The following is an 18,037-nucleotide window of genomic DNA, read 5'->3' as shown; positions in this document are numbered from 1 at the left end:
ATTTTGAAATACAAACCCCAGATAACAAATATTCTTATATATATATTATTATTACTTACATTAAACTCATGCGTTTTTTTCCAGAAAGATTCTCCGCTAACAGAAAAAGAGTATATTGCTGGATATCCTTTAAGTCTCACTTTTACAAGAAAAATAGAAAAAATCTATATTTATGATTCAAATGGAAAATTAATATACAAATATGAAGGAAATCCAATCCTTTCTTTAAAGCTTCCATATATAGTCAATAGCAATATTAAAGTGGAATTCTATGAAAGTGAATCAAATAGACATTATATCAATAATATAAATGTGATAAAACCAAAAATAGTTTTTCTCCTTTACGGTGGAGCTGATAACAATCTTGACTATATAGGCAATTCAGAAGATTACAAAGATCCGCTAACAAATAATCTCGATTATTTCTTCAATTATGATATTAATGAAATTAGAAATTCCATAAAAAAATCTACAACTCCAATTGTAACCATAATATTAGCAGACAGACAAAATATAGATGATTATTTCCTTTTCATAACCAATTTTAATGGTTACAAAGAACTGAAATTTTCAACAGAAAATTTTGGATATGAAAAAGAATTATCTTCAGCATCAGAAGATACTCTATATAAATTTATAAATGATTTTACCATAAAAGATTCTAATATAATAAAAATACTTGACATATGGGATCACGGAAATGGATGGAAAGATGAATCAAAAACATTAAAAAATGAAGCAATAAAACCAAAATTAATTGTTGATGATAATGGTTCATATCTTAAAATCAAAAACATACAAAATGTACTAAAAAAATACAAAAACACCTATAATCAAAAAATAAACATGCTTCTTTTTGATGCATGTAATATGATGAGTCTGGAAATTATGTATGAATTTAGAGATTTAACCGATTATTTCGTGGGTTCTGTATATTCTATTGCAGCATTTGGATTTTATTATAATTTTTTTCATGATTTAGATTTAAATAATCTGGAATATTCACTATTATATAATTTAATAGAAAACTACAGATATTATTATTCCTCAATATATCCATTAAAATACATATCACTGAGCGCAGTAAATCTAAATGAATTTAAAAATATATGGGACAAATTGGAATATACAAACAACATATCCGATACACAATTCTTATATAAAAACTCCGACAGTGCATATGTTTCAGAACCAACAGACATGATTGATATTATTAAACTTAAAATAGATAATGAAACTTTATCAAATTATATAAATAATGCTATTATAAATTCTATTGTAAAAATAAATGGAAATATATTGAATAATTACAGTGGAATAGGAATGATGTTTGAAGATATATTTAATAAAAGCCTTTATGATGATTATAAAGCTCTGGATTTCTACACCAACTATAAAAACTGGATAGAAACAACATGGAAAGCTATTATTCTGGAAAACGCAGATTAACAATATAACCCTTTAAATATGATATAATATCATATGTGGAAAAAGAATATAATATAAGAAAAGATAAAAATGCAGGAGGAAAAAAACATGGCAAAACATGATTTAGGAATAGACCTTGGTACAGCAACATTTATAGTATACAAAAAAAATGAAGGAGTTATAATAAATGAACCTTCAGTAGTGGCTGTTGACAAATTAACAAATACCATTACTGGTTTTGGCAGTGAAGTAAAAGCAATGGTTGGTAAAACACCATATGGTATTGAAATAATAAGACCTATGCAGGATGGAGTAATTGCATATCCATCATTAATTGAACAGTTATTAAGATATTTTATAAAACAGGCTAAAACAGGTTTTTTCCCTTCTAAACCAAACCTCGTTATAGGTATTCCAGCACGTACTACAGACGTTGAAAGAAGAGCTGTAAAAGATGCTGCAGAAAAAGTTGGAGCAAACAAAGCTTATCTTGTTTTAGAACCTATTATTGCTGCAATTGGAATTGGATTGGATATTACCAAGCCAAATGGACATTTAATAGTTGATATTGGCGGCGGAACAACCGATATAGCAGTAATCAGTCTTAGCGGTAGCGTTGTTTCGGAATCAATAAAATTCGCAGGAGAAATAATGGATCAGGAAATAATAAAATATGTAAAAAGAAAATACAAATTCTTAATTGGCGAATCCACAGCAGAATATCTAAAAAAAGAAATAGGTAAAGCACACAGAGATATTGAAACACTTGAATTAGAAGTAAGAGGACAGGATCTGGCTACAGGTATGCCATCTTCAAGAGTTATAAACTCCGATGATATATATGAAGCCATAGAAGATGTTTTAAATGATATAATTCAAAAAACAAAAAATGTCTTAGAAATTACTCCTCCAGAATTATCAGCAGATATATTAAAAAATGGAATATATTTAGCAGGTGGTGTTGCCAAATTAAGAGGTTTAGCTCAATTATTTGAAGAAAAAACAGGTGTTACCACAAATGTAGCTGAAGAACCTCAACTATGTGTTGCAAGAGGGGCAGGTATACTACTTGAAAATCCGGAATTATTATCAAAGGTTGCTGTAATTTAATGAAAATATAAGGGGTGAGGATATGTGGTTGGTAGTCTCTGATACACATGATAACATGCATAAAATGAAAGAAATAGAAAAGATAATAGAAAGAGAAAATATAACCGCTGTATTTCATTGCGGAGATTTTGTAGCACCATTTATTCTGCCATATATAATAAAAGAAAATATAGAATTTTATGGCGTTTTTGGAAATAATGACGGTGAAAAATTATTACTTTCTGAACGTTCAAATGGCAGAATATTACCTGGACCAAGAATTATTGAAGTTGAAGGTAAAAAAATTATGATGATGCATGAACCTTTTGCTCTTGAAGCAGCTGAAAAAAGTGGGTTATATGACTTCATATTCTTTGGACATACGCATGAAATTGTTCATCGAGTAACTGGAAAAAGTGTAATCGTAAATCCAGGAGAAGCCTCAGGATGGCTTACAGGAAGGGCAACAGTGGCGCTTGTTGATCCAAAGGACGGAGAAGTAAATATAATGGAGATATAAAAAAATTGTGGCGATTATGCCACAATTTTTTATATCTTTAATTAATATCCTTAATATCATTTTCTTTTAATTAAATAGAATTGGTGTTGATTGAGAAAAATAAAAACTCCCTCAAACGACTTGGTTGCTGATCCTCGAAATTTATCTTTGAAAGTATTCATTCACTTTTATTTTTTCAATCGTTTGTAATTTTACCTTGGACACTCTGCGAGCCTTCACTCGCTTTTATTTTTTCCAACTATCCTGTCATCACCGCTGCGGGAAATTCTTCGTTTTCATTCACATTATTTTTCTTTTTTCTCATTACATCTAACAGAACACTCTTTAAGCATTCATTCATCTTTTTATTTATATAGAAGAAAATAGTTAGAATAATGTGAGCGAAAACTTGAAAATTCCCGAAAAGAAATAAAAAAGAAGAAATATTAGAAAATAAATAAGGTAATAACAAAAAAGCTCCCATCTGGGAGCTTTTTGTATGGAGCGGAAAACGGGATTCGAACCCGCGACCCCCTGCTTGGCAAGCAGGTGCTCTACCACTGAGCTATTTCCGCTTGAGTATATGTTTGGTGCGCGAGGTGGGACTTGAACCCACACGGGTAAATCCCACTGGATTCTAAGTCCAGCGCGTCTGCCAATTCCGCCACTCGCGCGTTGGCAGGTATAAAAAACTGGTGACCCGCCTGGGACTCGAACCCAGGGCCCCTTGATTAAAAGTCAAGTGCTCTACCGCCTGAGCTAGCGGGTCACGCTCAATCCGAGTATTATTATATATTATTTTTTTCAATTTGTCAAGTTAAGAAAAGTGTTTTTTGTTTAAGGTATGAAAAACATTGTGAAAATACCGTGTGAATTGATATATATTGACTTTTTTAAATTTTTATTCATACTGTCAAATTTGTGTAATCTAAAAGGTGTAGTATATAAATACCGACCGGTTGGTCTGATTTTTGCTGTAATTATTGTGAAATTATAAACATCAAAAATAAAATTATATTGGTTAAAAAGGGGGCATGAAGATGATTAAGGTCCATGGACTTAAAAAGTATTATGGAAAAAATAGAGGTATTGAAAAGGTTGATTTTGAAATTAAAGAAGGGGAAATATTGGGACTTATAGGGCCAAACGGTGCAGGTAAAACAACAACAATAAGAATTCTAACAGGATTTTTAACCCCGGACAGCGGAGAAGCTTTTATTGAAGATAAGAAAGTTCCCTTTGAGATTGATAAAATAAAAGAGAACTTAGGTTATATTCCTGGTGAGGTAAATTTTTATGGCGATATGAGGGTAAAGGAATTTCTTGAATTTAATAGATCATTTTATAAAAACATTGATATTAATTATGAAAAAGAAATAATAGAAACACTGAATATAGATGTAAACAAAAAAATTAAAAACCTTTCACTTGGTAATAAGAAAAAGATAGCGATTTTACAGGCTCTTGTGCATAAACCGAAATATTTAATTCTTGATGAACCAACCAGCGGATTGGACCCGCTTATCCAGCAGAGATTTTATTCTTTAATAAAAAAACATAAAGAAAATGGTGCTGTTATTCTCTTTTCATCTCATATTTTATCTGAAGTGGAAAAACTATGCGACAGATTTACAATGATAAAGGATGGAACGGTTATAAAATCGGGAACAATAGAAGGATTAAAGGATATTTCGAAGAAAATAATAACTGTTTGGGATATAAAATTAGATGATAATTTGAAAAGATTTAAATATGAAAAGCAAAACAGTGAAAAAATTAATTTTTATGTAAAAACAGTGGAGCTTAAGGACTTTTTAAAAGTGCTTTTAAATTATGATTTTAAAGATATGGAAATTAAGAATCCGGATCTTGAAGATATATTCCTTGATTTTTACGGGGAGTGATATTATGGGATTAATAAAAAAAGAATTTAAGGATACTTTTAAAGGGTTAATTATATGGAATATTATATTTATTTTATTTTCTGGATTATATATACCCTTTACTGATAAAATGACTGAAAAATCAGATGTTATAAGCAGATTTTTTAATTCCATACCCAGAACATTTTTAAAAGCTTTTAATATATCAGATATGGAAATGTTTTTGAAACCAGAAGGTTTTTTTGGTTCAGAAGGTATGGCCATAGTTTTTATTTTTGCTGCAGTTTATTCAATTATGCTTGTATCAAAAAGTTTTGCCGGTGAATTCGATAACGGTACAATTGAATATTTATTAATAAAACCATATTCAAGAATTAAGATTTTTTTTAGCAAATTATTGGTTATGTTTTTTAATATTACTGTTATAGCTGCAATCTTCACAGTAACGATAGTATGGATGTTTAAATTTTTTGTTGCTTCTAATTATAACGTTGAAATATTATATGGCTTTGGTTTTTATACATATGTTGTTGAAATATTCTTTATTTCTTTTACATTATTTCTTTCTTTCACAATAAAAAAAGGGTCTCTGGTAAATTCCATTGCAATGGGAATTTTATTCCTTATGTATTTTGGTTATACATTGCTTGAAGATATAAAAGGTTTATCTTTTTTAAGTTATATCAGTGTATTTAAATACATTCCGCTTGTTGCTACAGTAAAAAATAATACTGTTTATTATCAAAACGGGATATTTATTATTCTCTTAAGTATTGTTTTATTAATAGTTTCCGCTTTATGGTTCAATAAAGAAGATATTTCTTTAGCGTAGGAGATGAGAATATGATTATAAAAAAGGAAATACACTCTAACCTTAAAAGTTTAATAATATGGGCTATTGTATTAATTTCATTTGCGTGGATGATAGCACCTTTTATAGATTATGTATTAAATGATTCTCAGAGTTTAAAGGAATTTATAAATATGATGCCAAAATTTATGTTAAAAGCATTTACGGATAATATAGATTCTTTATTTACACCACAGGGATTTTTTAATGTAAAAATTATGATGATGGCAGAGATATTTACCGCAATATTTTCAATAATGACGGCCGCTTCAATATTTGCACATGAATTTGAAAAAAAGACTATTGAATATATATTAATAAAACCTATAAATAGAAAACAGTTGTATCAGAAAAAAGTTTATGCGCTATTCTTGATTTATCTGATTTTTGCCATGATTTTCTGGATAAGTATATTAATTCTCTTTAAAATTTATGTTCATTATCCATATGATGTTAAAATCCTTTCTTCTTTTGCATTATATCTCTTTGTAACAGAGGTTTTCTTTGGTTCTATTACAGCAATGCTTTCTGTAATATATCAGAGGAATTTTATGCCTATTTCAATTACCATGGGAATATTTGTATTTATGCTTATAGGCGATATGCTTGGAAATGTAATGGAATCAATTAATTGGATACGATACTTTAGCGTCTTTAAATATATCTCTTCTAATTCTACAGTGGCAACAGGAAAAATTTATTTATTCAATTCGCTAATTATAATAATAATTAGTATTGGCTTAATATTCACAGGGCAGTATATTTTTGAAAAAAAAGACATATCCATTTAAATGTTATTATAATAATAAAAAGTGGAAGGATGAATCCTTCCACTTTTTAATTAATTTATTCAATAGCTCTCATGGCTTCATTTGGAGATAGTTTCGATGCTGCCTTTGAAGGAGAATATACTGCTATTATTGAAATTAAATAGAATATCAGCGTTGTATAAAGTAATTTTGAATATGGCACAGCAAATGCAATTCCTGTATTTTCATAAAGTTTTAAGTATATAAGATAACTTGCAAATGTTCCTGAAAATATTCCAATTAAAAGCCCTAACATTATAGTTACTGTAGCTTCCACAAAAAAGGTCATAAATATCATATTTCTGGTAAATCCTATAGCTTTTAGCATACCTATAATCCTTTTTCTTTCATTTACCGCTTTCATCATGGTTATTGAAACACCAATAATTCCAACCATTAACCCAAAATACAAAAATGAATTAAATATATCTACCATACCCTGAGTTGCCTTTAATCCAAGATTCATTATATCATCAACAAATATATAAAATTGATTTTTCTTTTTTAAATATTGTTCCACAGAATCTTTATATGATGGATTGTCTAAAGAAAAGAAAAATCCATGTACAGCAGATTTTTTGAACTTTTCAAGATATGGATTTTTAATACTCAATATTGGTCCCATAGCCAATGATTCACTTATTTTAGAGGTAATTCCAATAACCTTATATGTTATTGTTGCACTTGATGTCTTTCCAAAACCAAATGTTGCACTTGTTATATGGCCGGTAAATTCTTTACCCAATTCAAAATCATAACCGCTTTTCGGATCAATTAATCTCTCAGGTAAAATTGCATAATCTGGATTATTATAAACTAAATTCCAGACCTCTTCATTTGATAATCCCTTAAATTCATCTATTGTTTCTTTTATTTTAAGTTTATTATTTAGAAAAAATTCCTTTGAACCAAATACAAGTGCATATTCCTGTTTTGAATTATTTAATGCGCGTATGAAGTAAAATTCACCTACATTTTTAACTCCAGGAAGTTCCTGTAAATCCTCTTTTGTTAATTTATTTATAACTATTGCTGTTGGCATTTCAACAACAACTCCATCAAAACCTGCAAATAATGCATCACGAGAGTTTCTAAGATTTTCAGAATGAATATAAGGAATTATTGTTAAAATTGTTATTATAAATATAACCATACTATATAATGCAATAATTGCACCTGTTCTTTTTGAATTTCTCATTGGATAGGAAAATGATATCTTTAATATTGGAACAAACTTACCCTTTAATTTTATAATGTTTAAAAGGAACTTTTCTATAAGCTTTAAATTAAAAGTGATAAACAATATTGAAGCTACAAGAATTGAAAATATCTTTATACCCAATGAAAGAAAATTTTCTATCTTTAAATAGAGAGCAAATATAAATAAAAGTAAAGCAAATATATTTCCTATTATACGTCTATATTTAAATATACCCTTTTCTTTTTTATTTTCTGGAATATCTTTAATCGCATTTACTATATTCAATCTTCCAACAGAATATGAATACAAATATGTTATTGTTAATGGGATTATTACACCCACAATAACACCAATGAATATAGAATACATCGAAATATAATAAGCATCTAATAATGGAACTTCACCTATTATATTCTCAAAATTAGAAAGCGATTTAAAAAGTGATGTAACCTTTGAAAAGGTAAATTCCGAAATAACTATTCCTGTAAAAATACCAAATGGAATTGACAAAAGCGTATAAAATAAACTTTCATAAAAAATTATTAAACGTATTTCCTTTCTTTTAAATCCAATTGCTCTTAACATTCCAAGTTCTTTCTTTCTCTCTGCAACAAGCATTGAATACATATTAATTATTAATATACCACCTGAAACAATAGCAAATAAACTTAAAGCAAGGAAAATATATGAAACTCCTCCTTGATCCACCGCTCTTATCTGGTTATCTTTTACAGGAATAAAATCAGCCTTTATATTCATTTCATTATATATTTTTTCTACTTGATTTGTTAATTTATTCCCCTGAATATAATCTCCTTTATTTGAAATAAGTATCTGGTGATACTTTCCTTCAGGTATCCCGGTAAAGGAACGTATAGTTTTAAGAGGAATAAAAATAGTACCTGCTCCATTATTTGCTTCAAGTCCTCTATAATTTAAAACTCCTCTGGAATCTATAATCTCAACAACTTTAAAAATTTTAGGAAACAGCAAATTAGCAGCTGTTGATCCGGTAATTATTTCTATTTCATCACCAACATTCACCTTCAGCTTTTGAGCAAGTTTTTTTGTTAGCACTGCATTATAACCCTTTAAATCTAATAATGACTCCGGAACATTTATTTTATCTGTTCCAAAATTTTTTAATAAGTTATAATCCATACCTATAACACTTGCCTGATATATATCTGACACCTTTAATCTACGAATAGACCCCTTTTTAGCAACAGAATACAATTTAAAAACTATGGGAATATTACCATCAATTAAATTTTTTTCTTCCAGCTCTAAAAGAAATGGCTTTATTTCAGAATACTCCATTGTACCTTTTGATACCAACACCTCATCTATTTCTCCAAAATATAATTCCACACTTTTATAAATATAATTTTTAAATGAATCATTAATTCCCAAAGACCCAATAATAAAAGCCATACCTATCATAGAACCTAAAATCATTAAAAAGGCCTCTTTTTTTACCCTAAAAATATTTCTAAATGAAATCTTTAGAATATGCTTCTTCATATATAAACACCACCTGTTTTAATCATTAGATGATTTTAATCTTAAAATTCCACTATCCATTTCAAATGTTTTCTGTGTATATTCTGTAATTCTTGGATCATGCGTAACAATAACAAAAGTTTGATTGTTTTTTTCATTTAATTCCTGTATTAAATTCATTATATTCATTCCTGTTTTAGTATCAAGAGCTCCTGTTGGTTCATCTGCCCAGACTATTTTGGGTTTTGTAACAAGAGCTCTTGCAATTGCAACCCTTTGGGCCTCACCGCCACTAAGCATATTTGGAAAATTCTTCATTCTATCCTTTAATCCAACCTCTATAAGCATTTCTTCTGCAGCTTCTCTTGCGTCTTTTTCACTATATCCCTGAATTAATAAAGGAAGCTCTACATTCTCAACAGCATTTAATACCGGTATTAAATTAAAAAACTGGAAAATAAAACCCATATATTTTGCCCTAAATTCTGTTAATCTATCATCGCTTAAAGTTGTTATATCAACTCCATCTATAATCACCTTACCTGATGTAGGCGAATCAATGCCAGATAAACAATTTAAGAGTGTAGATTTTCCAGAACCTGATGGACCTAAAATAGAAACCATTTCGCCCTCAGCAATTTCTAAATTAACTCCTTTAAGCGCGTGAACTTCTATACCCTCATTTTTATATACCTTTGTAAGATTTTCAGTTTTTATTAGCATATCTATCACCTCATAAGAATCTTTTATAATTTATAATTAAATTATAAAACTTTTTCAAAAAAATAACAAGAGGGATCTCTCCCTCTTGTTAATAAAGAAAATTCGTTATAATTTTAATTCATCTAATCCTTTTTCAATAATTTCTTTTGTATCTCTTGCAATCATTAATTCTTCATTTGTTGGAACAACCATAGCAACAACCTTTGAATCTGGAGTTGAAATAATCTTTTCTTCTCCTCTTATATTATTAGCTTCCTTATCTATAGTAATTCCAAGATAACCAAGATAATTCTCGATAATTTCTTCTCTCATAATAGGTGAATTTTCACCTACACCAGCTGTAAATACAATTGCGTCTACTCCATTCATTGCTGCAGCATATGCACCAATATACTTTGCAATTCTATATTCATAAACATCAAAAGCCAATCTACATACAGGATCTCCTTCAATTGCATTATCTTCAATATCTCTCATATCACTGCTAAATCCTTTTGTTAATCCTAAAACACCGCTCTTCTTATTTAAGATATTAACAACTTCTTTGGCACTTAAACCTTCTTCTTTTTCTAAAAATTCAACAATAGCTGGATCGATATCTCCACTTCTTGTTCCCATAACAAGACCTTCTAACGGAGTGAAACCCATTGATGTATCTACAGAAACACCCTTATTTACAGCTGCAACTGAAGCACCATTTCCAACGTGTACAGTTATAATCTTCAATTCATTATATGGCTTTCCAAGAATTTCTGCAGCTCTTTTGGATACATATCTATGACTTGTTCCATGGAAACCATATCTTCTAATTTTATATTTTTCATAATATTCATAAGGAATAGCGTATAAATAAGCTTTTGCTGGCATTTTTTGATGGAATGCTGTATCAAATACTCCTACCTGTGGAACTCCTGGTAATAATTTCATTGCAGATTTTATACCCATAATATTTGCTGGATTGTGTAAAGGAGCTAAGAAAGATAAAGCTTCTATAGTCTTTAAAACTTCATCTGTTATTTTTACTGAAGATGCAAATCTTTCTCCACCGTGAACTACCCTATGACCAACAGCATCTATTTCTTTTAAATCCTTTAAAACACCGTATTTTTCAGAAGTTAATAATTCTAAAACTCTTTTTAATCCAACTTCATGATCTGGAATTTCTTCTTCCAAAATGTGCTTTTCTCCATTGATCCTATGAACGATTCTTGACCCGTTTATACCTATTCTTTCTACTAAACCTTTTGATAATACTTCTTCTGTGTTCATGTCAAGAAGCTGATACTTAATAGATGAACTACCTGAGTTTATAACCAATACTTTCATTCTGGAATCCTCCTTTGTGGAATGGTATATTATGATTTCTTAATATACATAAAGATTATATCAAAAAAAACTATAAAAATAAAGATATGTAATGTATCATAATATAACGTTCTCCCTAATAATATATATTTATCAATGAATAAACTCTCAATTTTAACATATATATTAAAATACTAAGAATAAATACTGAGAAAAAAATTTCGTGAAAATTTTTTCATATTATATAATCAAACGAGATTTTTATATGTAATTAATAATAAATAGTAATATACGACTGGAAGTTAGTCTTATGGAGGTTGTTTTATTTGAGAAAAAAATTTAAAATTAAGATGTAAGTTATTTTATCTTCCGAGGAGGGTGCAGGCATGAGCTTATTTGATAATGCATTGAAACAATTTGATAAAGCATGTAAAGTAATGGATTTAGACCCAGATTTACAGGCAGTACTTTCAAAACCAAAAAGGGAATTAACAGTTAACTTCCCGGTTAAAATGGACGACGGTTCAATAAGAGTATTTACAGGACACAGGGTACAGCACAACATCGCAAGAGGACCTGCTAAAGGTGGAATTAGATATCACCAGGATGTAACTCTTGATGAAGTTAGAGCTTTAGCATTCTGGATGACATGGAAAGCTGCAGTTGTTGATATTCCTTACGGTGGAGGTAAAGGTGGAGTTACAGTAAATCCTAAGGAATTATCAGACGGTGAATTAGAAAGATTATCAAGAAGATTCTTCTCAGAAATTCAGGTTATAATTGGAGAAGACAGAGATATTCCAGCTCCAGACGTAAACACAAATCCACAAATAATGGCTTGGTACATGGACACATACTCAATGAATGTTGGCCATTCAGTTCTTGGTATTGTTACAGGAAAACCACTTGATATTGGTGGTTCAATGGGTAGAACTGAAGCAACAGGTAGAGGTGTTAGAGTATGTGTTGAAGAAGCTGTAGAATACATGAGAGAAAAAGGAAAAATCAACAAGAAAAATGATCAATTAACAGTTGCTATTCACGGTTTTGGTAATGTTGGTTCATACGCTGCATTATTAACAGCTGAAGAATTAGGAATGAAAGTTGTTGCATTTAGTGACTCTTCAACAGGTGTTTACAAAGAAGATGGATTCACACCTGCAGAAATAAAAGATATTATGGATTACATCTCAGCAAGAAAAGCAAGATTAGATGATTACGAAGGAGAAGTAAACTTCAAAAAGATATCAAATGACGAATTATTAACTTTAGATGTTGATATTTTAATCCCAGCTGCAATTGAAAATGTAATCACAGAAAAGAATGCAAAAGATGTAAAAGCAAAATTAATCGTTGAAGGTGCTAACGGACCTATCACACCAGAAGCAGATGAAATATTAAACGAAAAAGGCGTATTAATTGTTCCTGACTTCCTTGCAAACTCAGGAGGAGTTACAGTATCATACTTTGAATGGGTACAGGGATTACAACACTACTTCTGGGAATTAGAAGATGTTAGAGAAGCATTACACAAAAAGATGAAAAATGCATTCTGGTCAACAATTAGAACAATGGAAAAATACAATACAGATATGAGATCAGCTGCATATGTAATTGCTATTGAAAGAGTAGCTACAGCTACAAAATTAAGAGGAATTTATCCATGATCATAAATTAAATATAATAAAAAGGCTCTTCAAATTGAAGAGCCTTTTTTAATTACTTACTATCCGGTTGGGGACGAATTAAGATAATTGTTATTAATATTCCCAGAATTCCAAATATCCATAAGCTATTTAAAACAAAAGGGACATTATTACCAAAAAAGAAGGTATATACTGTAATTAATACATTTCCAACAGCTCTTGTAAACCCCATTAATGCACCAGAAGCAAAACTCTTGTTTTCTGGCAACAACTGTTGCGCATAATGCACATTAACAGACATTGTTAAAAACATAAAAGCATCTGCCAATATATAAGATATTGATAAAACCCATATATTTGTAGATGTTGAAAATAAAAATACCAGTATTGAAAACGCTGAAAAATATAATAAATTAACAAATCTTACATTGGTTTTTTCTTCTAATTTTGCTCCTAATAAATTGGAAAATGTTCCTGCAAGAAATCCAAGAGTTACAAGCAATCCTCCAACAGTTAAATCATAACCGAGCATTCTTGACTTTATAGGTACATATGACCTGAACATTATACTGATAAATGCCCTATGCACTGTTAATAACCATATTGGATAAATATATTTAAAACCTTTAAAACTCTCAAAAAATCGTGTTTTTTTATTTTTAGGCTTTAAATGATGATGAGATTTAAAATAATTATAAGCAAAATAAAAGAGTATTGTGTATAAAATAATCCCTATTAATCCTATATACAATGAATTTTTTAAATTATAATGAGTAACAAAATATGTTATAAACACAGGTCCAAGCGCATAGCCAAATGTTCCACCAACCATAAATATTGCAAGCGTAGTACTTTTCCCTTTACCAATTGTTCCACTTATACCTGCTCCTAAAGGTTCCTGTGCTGCACTTCCCATATACCCAAGGAAAAATATTAAAAATAATAGCCATATTGATTTGACATATCCCAAAAAGAAGATAGGTGTCATGGTTACTATAACCGATATATACAATAATATCAACTTTCTTTCAGATTTATCAGAAATATATCCAAAAAATATCTGGCTAAAAGAAGATGATAGCGTCAAAATTGACGCCATCATCACAAATATTTTTGGTTCATTTATATTAAAATACTCCATAAAAAATGGAATTAATGGTTTAAAATAGGACTTAAAAAAACTTACAAAAAAATTAGTAAACGTAATAAATATTGCTAACGGTTCCATTTATCCCTCCAATATATCCTTTTTATTTCTTCTGCATTGATTTATAATATCTTCAATTGATTCCTTACATTCTGAAGGTAATTTATCCCTTCCACCTTTTTCTGTTTCCCTTGAATTAATAAAATCTATTCTTCTCTGCATTGAAGATATAAAGTTTTCCACATATTCCTTATCTGTCATATCAGGGGTATACCCTTCAATTTCCATTATCTCTATTCCATTTGCCCATTCCTTGAATTCAGCCTTTCCATCAACAATATTTTCAATAATGGATAGGGTTACTTCCTTGGTTATCTTTTTATCAAGGAAATGTCCTGTATTGAGAATATAGCAATCTACTCCCTTTTCAAATAATTTTTTAAAGCTATAATAATCGTCGGATAATGGATATGTTCTAAATGGATTTGCATATGGTTCAAATACCAATGCATCTGGATCTACACCTTCAGCTAATTTCTCCGCAGATGTTCTCTTTGTTGCAAGAGTTGCTCCAAGCGTTGATGCAAGAACAGGATCTGTTACTTTCAAAATAGGTGGTAATACAGGATCCTTCATTAACCAGAAAATAGCATTTATAGGATCATCTATTTTATATACTCTATTGGGTGACCATAATTTTGATTTTAAAGCTCTTCCATTGCCATTTCTAATATCTTCCATAACAGGAATTACTCTACCCTGATTATCTATAGTTGCACCACAGTTCTGTATAGTTAAAAGATATTTATTATCTTCAGAACTTACAGGATAATCCGCTGTTTTATCAAAATATGAAGGTTCAAGTGATATCGATGATCCATCAGCCATTGAAATTACAAAAGCATCATCGTGTAATATTGTTATATCATATTTTCCATTGTGCTTTGCATGAGTTAATGTTGATTTTCCCGAACCTGAGAGTCCAAAAAATGCTGCAACATAACTTTCATTATCCTTTAAAGTATATTTTTTCAATCCGCCATGACAGGAAGCGTAACCATTTCTATTTGCAATGCCCCAACCCAATGTTAAAGTTCCTTTCTTAAATTCACCAAAGTATCTCATACCAAGTATTGCTGCACAATTATGTTCAGGATCAAAGAAGGATAATCCAAGAGGAAAATCTGGATGTTTCCAATCTGGATCTGAAAAGATATATACATCTCCTTCATTTAAAACAACGGAATTTTCATATATTTTTATGAATTCTACTGTAAATGGTTGGAAGTTTAATAACCAATTATATAATATATTTTCATGCCCCTCAGGAATTAAAAGATGATTTTTTATAATAAAATCTTCATGTAAACCTGTAAATGAAATTGCATGATACATTTTTCTAAATCTTGTATTATATACAGCCTCTCTAATTATTTCTGCATATTTTTCAACATCAACATCTGGCTCTCCAACAATTCTTCTACCAGCTGCATATCTACCTGTTACAGCTCCATCATTAAAAATTAAAATCTTGGCGCCTTCATCAAGAGCCAATAACTCAGGTTTATAAACATTTAAATCTGTTATAATTGTCCCGGGAGAATTTTTAGCAAGCTTATATGCTTCTTTTGGCGAATCTACCTTTACCACGTTGTTTCTAAAAAAAGCTGTTTCAATAGTTGTTCTGATCCTTGAAAATACTGGATTTTGTGGGTTAATTTCTTCTGGTGAAAAATAGTTTTTAGTTGCCACTTTCTAATTACCCCCTGTTTAAAATTTATTATTCAAATAAAATAAACCCTTACGGGTTTATTTTATTTGTTTTAGATTTCTTCCAAGATTTTTTAATACATCCTTATACCATTTTTTATACTCCATTATTTTGCCTTCTTCTGAATTTTTTAAATAATTATCCAGAATCTCTTCAACCGAAATATGCTTAAAATCATCTTTAAGCCTATCCTTCAATTCAACAATTGCCTCTATTCCATATATCAATATTAAACTCTTTAAGAGTTTTTCTTCTTTTTCTATTGGATTATTTACTTCTATTTTATTATTAAATATAGAATAACTTCTTTTTATTTCAGAATAAATTTCATCTATCTTTTCATCTCTATTTAATTTAGAATAATCAGCATTTCTCAATTGACTTTTTGTCTCTTCTGCTTCAAGTAAACTCTTTATTTCTTCTTCGATTTCTTCAATTATCTCCCATAAATTCTCATTCTCATCATCTTCATTGTCTATAAATATTTCAATATCAACATCATCATCTTCTTCATCTTCAACCTTTACCTTATCCTTTTTCATCTCAGCAATAAAATTAGAAAAAGCTCTTAGAGATTCATATGGCTCATTAAGCCCTATATAATCCTGAATATTTTTTATATTATAAAGCTGGAATGAATTATCTTCAATATTTTTTAACTCATTATATCCAATAACTTTAATTCTTTCAGAAATCTGTTTAAGAAAATTCTCCTGATTTATTATTTCAGGCAAAACATTTGTTCTAAATTTATTAAATTCATATATTAACGCTTTATAAAATCTCTTTATTTCTGTCATCGTTGCTTTTACTGAAATATCAAAAATACTTTGATAATCATATCTTGAAAAAATAAAGTGATGTTCATAATACTTTCCAACTTTATTTAAATATATTGCTGAAAAATCTATACTCTCATTTAATATATATATTAATAGTTCATGATTTATCACACTTTCAGTAAGCGTTAATGAATCTGTTGATACAAAAGATATCATATTTTTCATTTTATTTTTAAAGAATTTATTTAATCTGAACATTGTAAGAATCATGGGGATATACTCAATTTCAACATCAATGGTATCAGGAATTTCCACACTAAACTCCATGGGATTCCAATAATAATCCCCTGTTTTTGCATTTATTGAAAATATATACCTTTCTTCTACATCTTCATCTATTGAATCTGAAAACCAGAATTTTTTCATAATCCCCGGTTTTAATTCAAAATATGAACCGTCGATTCCATATAAAACAGCCATATTTTACCTCCATTAATCGTAGGAATATAACTTAAAGTATATTCCCAAAAATAGGTACTCCAAAAAGGCTAAACTTACGCCTAAATATGGATAGTCCCAGCTGATGATACCAATTATACCAAATAAAAATGAAAAAACATAGGTTATTATTGCTGTTGTTTTAACAGATATTTTATATCTCTTTTTTATTTTATCATATATATGATCCCTATCCCCGGAAAATGGAGAACGGTGATTGAGAATTCTCCTTAAAAAACTGAAAAACAAATCGGTATAAAACAATGCTGAAACAATCACAGAAATTGCAAATCCGCCAAATCCATGATTATTGGTCATAATTACCATCAAATAAAATATGGTATATGCAAGAAAATACGAACCTGCATCACCAAGAAATATCTTAGCTGGATAAAAATTAAAGATTAAAAATCCTGCTATTGCCGCAACTATAAATATATAATCGTATTGTTTGGAAATAATGCTTAAAAACAAAATAACAAATAATGTATTTCCTCCACATATTCCATCCATTCCATCAATCATATTAACTGCATTAATCAAGGCTACACCAAGTATTATAAGCAAGAAGAAATAAATAATGCCTATAGTAGAATAAAAGGGAATAAGTGTTGCGATAATTATTACAAATTCTACTAATAAACGAATTTTTGGTGATACATCTTTTATATCGTCTATTAATCCAAGAAACATCAGAAGAGAACTGAAAAATACAAATTTTAAATCATGTATAAAAAATATGCTGGAAAGATATATTGCCAATCCTCCAAGATATGGTGTTGCTTTCTCATGAATCTTCAAAGTTTCATCTGGTTTATCCACTATCCCCATGTTCTTTGCAACTGGAATCATTATATATGTAATTATAATTGATAAGAAAAAAACTCCTAAATAATGCATCTA

Annotated in this window: 14 protein-coding genes and 3 tRNA genes; 7 read left to right on the top strand and 10 right to left on the bottom strand. The window is 29.4% G+C overall.

Translation table 11 applies throughout. The features are described 5' to 3' along the window. Positions 1-3: 3 nt before the first annotated feature. From LN42_RS07065 to LN42_RS07055, 3 genes are all read left to right on the top strand, one after another. Positions 4-1,449 (top strand): clostripain-related cysteine peptidase, encoded by a 1,446-nt coding sequence (locus LN42_RS07065; RefSeq protein WP_041638546.1) that lies wholly within the window; start codon positions 4-6, stop codon positions 1,447-1,449. 87 nt (positions 1,450-1,536) lie between these two features. Further along, a complete protein-coding gene (locus LN42_RS07060; protein ID WP_014296832.1) occupies positions 1,537-2,538 on the top strand; it encodes a rod shape-determining protein in 1,002 nt (333 codons plus the stop codon). 22 nt (positions 2,539-2,560) lie between these two features. Next, the gene (locus LN42_RS07055; RefSeq protein WP_014296831.1) at positions 2,561-3,037 is read left to right on the top strand and encodes a metallophosphoesterase; all 477 of its coding nucleotides are present in this window, start codon (positions 2,561-2,563) and stop codon (positions 3,035-3,037) included. Positions 3,038-3,516: 479 nt separating this feature from the next. On the opposite strand, the gene LN42_RS07045 is transcribed toward LN42_RS07055, so the two are convergent. From LN42_RS07045 to LN42_RS07035, 3 genes are all read right to left on the bottom strand, one after another. After that, positions 3,517-3,591, bottom strand: a tRNA-Gly gene (locus tag LN42_RS07045). 13 nt (positions 3,592-3,604) lie between these two features. Further along, positions 3,605-3,690: transfer RNA gene (locus tag LN42_RS07040), tRNA-Leu, on the bottom strand. A gap of 19 nt (positions 3,691-3,709) precedes the next feature. Further along, positions 3,710-3,785 (bottom strand) — tRNA-Lys (locus tag LN42_RS07035). A 271-nt stretch (positions 3,786-4,056) separates the two neighbouring features. On the opposite strand from LN42_RS07035, the gene LN42_RS07030 reads away from it, so the two are divergent. Genes LN42_RS07030 through LN42_RS07020 form a run of 3 tightly spaced genes read left to right on the top strand, consistent with a single transcriptional unit; the run spans position 4,057 to position 6,540 of the window. Further along, on the top strand, positions 4,057-4,920 hold the full coding sequence (locus LN42_RS07030) for an ABC transporter ATP-binding protein (protein WP_014296830.1): 864 nt from the start codon (positions 4,057-4,059) through the stop codon (positions 4,918-4,920). Positions 4,921-4,924: 4 nt separating this feature from the next. Next, positions 4,925-5,731: an ABC transporter permease subunit gene (locus LN42_RS07025; protein ID WP_075780631.1), complete on the top strand. Its 807-nt coding sequence runs from the start codon at positions 4,925-4,927 to the stop codon at positions 5,729-5,731. Between the two features lie 11 nt (positions 5,732-5,742). Next, positions 5,743-6,540 (top strand): ABC transporter permease subunit, encoded by a 798-nt coding sequence (locus LN42_RS07020; RefSeq protein ID WP_075780630.1) that lies wholly within the window; start codon positions 5,743-5,745, stop codon positions 6,538-6,540. A gap of 55 nt (positions 6,541-6,595) precedes the next feature. On the opposite strand, the gene LN42_RS07015 is transcribed toward LN42_RS07020, so the two are convergent. From LN42_RS07015 to ackA, 3 genes are all read right to left on the bottom strand, one after another. Then, positions 6,596-9,283, bottom strand: coding sequence for an FtsX-like permease family protein (locus LN42_RS07015; RefSeq protein ID WP_014296827.1), 2,688 nt, complete (start codon positions 9,281-9,283; stop codon positions 6,596-6,598). A gap of 18 nt (positions 9,284-9,301) precedes the next feature. Further along, positions 9,302-9,985 carry an ABC transporter ATP-binding protein gene (locus LN42_RS07010; protein WP_014296826.1) on the bottom strand — a complete coding sequence of 228 codons (684 nt, stop codon included), beginning with the start codon at positions 9,983-9,985 and terminating at the stop codon, positions 9,302-9,304. Positions 9,986-10,090: 105 nt separating this feature from the next. Beyond that, positions 10,091-11,311 (bottom strand): acetate kinase, encoded by a 1,221-nt coding sequence (ackA, locus tag LN42_RS07005; RefSeq protein WP_014296825.1) that lies wholly within the window; start codon positions 11,309-11,311, stop codon positions 10,091-10,093. 365 nt (positions 11,312-11,676) lie between these two features. Here ackA and LN42_RS07000 point away from each other — a divergent pair, with 365 nt between their 5' ends. Next, entirely contained in the window at positions 11,677-12,957 is a 1,281-nt protein-coding gene (locus LN42_RS07000) for a Glu/Leu/Phe/Val dehydrogenase (protein ID WP_014296824.1), read from the top strand. 52 nt (positions 12,958-13,009) lie between these two features. Here the strand turns inward: LN42_RS07000 and LN42_RS06995 are convergent, their stop codons facing one another. The 4 genes from LN42_RS06995 to LN42_RS06980 are packed head-to-tail and all read right to left on the bottom strand — an operon-like array spanning position 13,010 to position 18,034. Beyond that, positions 13,010-14,164, bottom strand: coding sequence for an MFS transporter (locus LN42_RS06995; RefSeq protein WP_075780629.1), 1,155 nt, complete (start codon positions 14,162-14,164; stop codon positions 13,010-13,012). Next, the gene (locus LN42_RS06990) at positions 14,165-15,835 is read right to left on the bottom strand and encodes a phosphoenolpyruvate carboxykinase (ATP) (protein WP_075780628.1); all 1,671 of its coding nucleotides are present in this window, start codon (positions 15,833-15,835) and stop codon (positions 14,165-14,167) included. A 57-nt stretch (positions 15,836-15,892) separates the two neighbouring features. Then, on the bottom strand, positions 15,893-17,116 hold the full coding sequence (locus LN42_RS06985; RefSeq protein WP_014296821.1) for a hypothetical protein: 1,224 nt from the start codon (positions 17,114-17,116) through the stop codon (positions 15,893-15,895). Between the two features lie 12 nt (positions 17,117-17,128). After that, a complete protein-coding gene (locus LN42_RS06980) occupies positions 17,129-18,034 on the bottom strand; it encodes a glycosyltransferase family 4 protein (RefSeq protein ID WP_014296820.1) in 906 nt (301 codons plus the stop codon). Between the last annotated feature and the right edge of the window lie 3 nt (positions 18,035-18,037).

Source organism: Marinitoga sp. 1137 (assembly GCF_001941525.1).
Taxonomy (GTDB): Bacteria; Thermotogota; Thermotogae; order Petrotogales; family Petrotogaceae; genus Marinitoga; species Marinitoga piezophila.
This window is presented reverse-complemented; position numbering and strand designations above follow the sequence as displayed.

Excerpts from the sequence above, each read along its gene's own strand:
- LN42_RS07010 (WP_014296826.1), bottom strand. The coding sequence starts at position 9,985 with ATGCTAATAAAAACTGAAAATCTTACAAAGGTATATAAAAATGAGGGT.
- LN42_RS07015 (WP_014296827.1), bottom strand. The coding sequence starts at position 9,283 with ATGAAGAAGCATATTCTAAAGATTTCATTTAGAAATATTTTTAGGGTA.
- LN42_RS07060 (WP_014296832.1), top strand. The coding sequence starts at position 1,537 with ATGGCAAAACATGATTTAGGAATAGACCTTGGTACAGCAACATTTATA.
- LN42_RS07025 (WP_075780631.1), top strand. The coding sequence starts at position 4,925 with ATGGGATTAATAAAAAAAGAATTTAAGGATACTTTTAAAGGGTTAATT.
- LN42_RS07055 (WP_014296831.1), top strand. The coding sequence starts at position 2,561 with ATGTGGTTGGTAGTCTCTGATACACATGATAACATGCATAAAATGAAA.
- LN42_RS06995 (WP_075780629.1), bottom strand. The coding sequence starts at position 14,164 with ATGGAACCGTTAGCAATATTTATTACGTTTACTAATTTTTTTGTAAGT.
- ackA (WP_014296825.1), bottom strand. The coding sequence starts at position 11,311 with ATGAAAGTATTGGTTATAAACTCAGGTAGTTCATCTATTAAGTATCAG.
- LN42_RS07030 (WP_014296830.1), top strand. The coding sequence starts at position 4,057 with ATGATTAAGGTCCATGGACTTAAAAAGTATTATGGAAAAAATAGAGGT.
- LN42_RS07020 (WP_075780630.1), top strand. The coding sequence starts at position 5,743 with ATGATTATAAAAAAGGAAATACACTCTAACCTTAAAAGTTTAATAATA.
- LN42_RS06980 (WP_014296820.1), bottom strand. The coding sequence starts at position 18,034 with ATGCATTATTTAGGAGTTTTTTTCTTATCAATTATAATTACATATATA.
- LN42_RS06985 (WP_014296821.1), bottom strand. The coding sequence starts at position 17,116 with ATGGCTGTTTTATATGGAATCGACGGTTCATATTTTGAATTAAAACCG.
- LN42_RS07000 (WP_014296824.1), top strand. The coding sequence starts at position 11,677 with ATGAGCTTATTTGATAATGCATTGAAACAATTTGATAAAGCATGTAAA.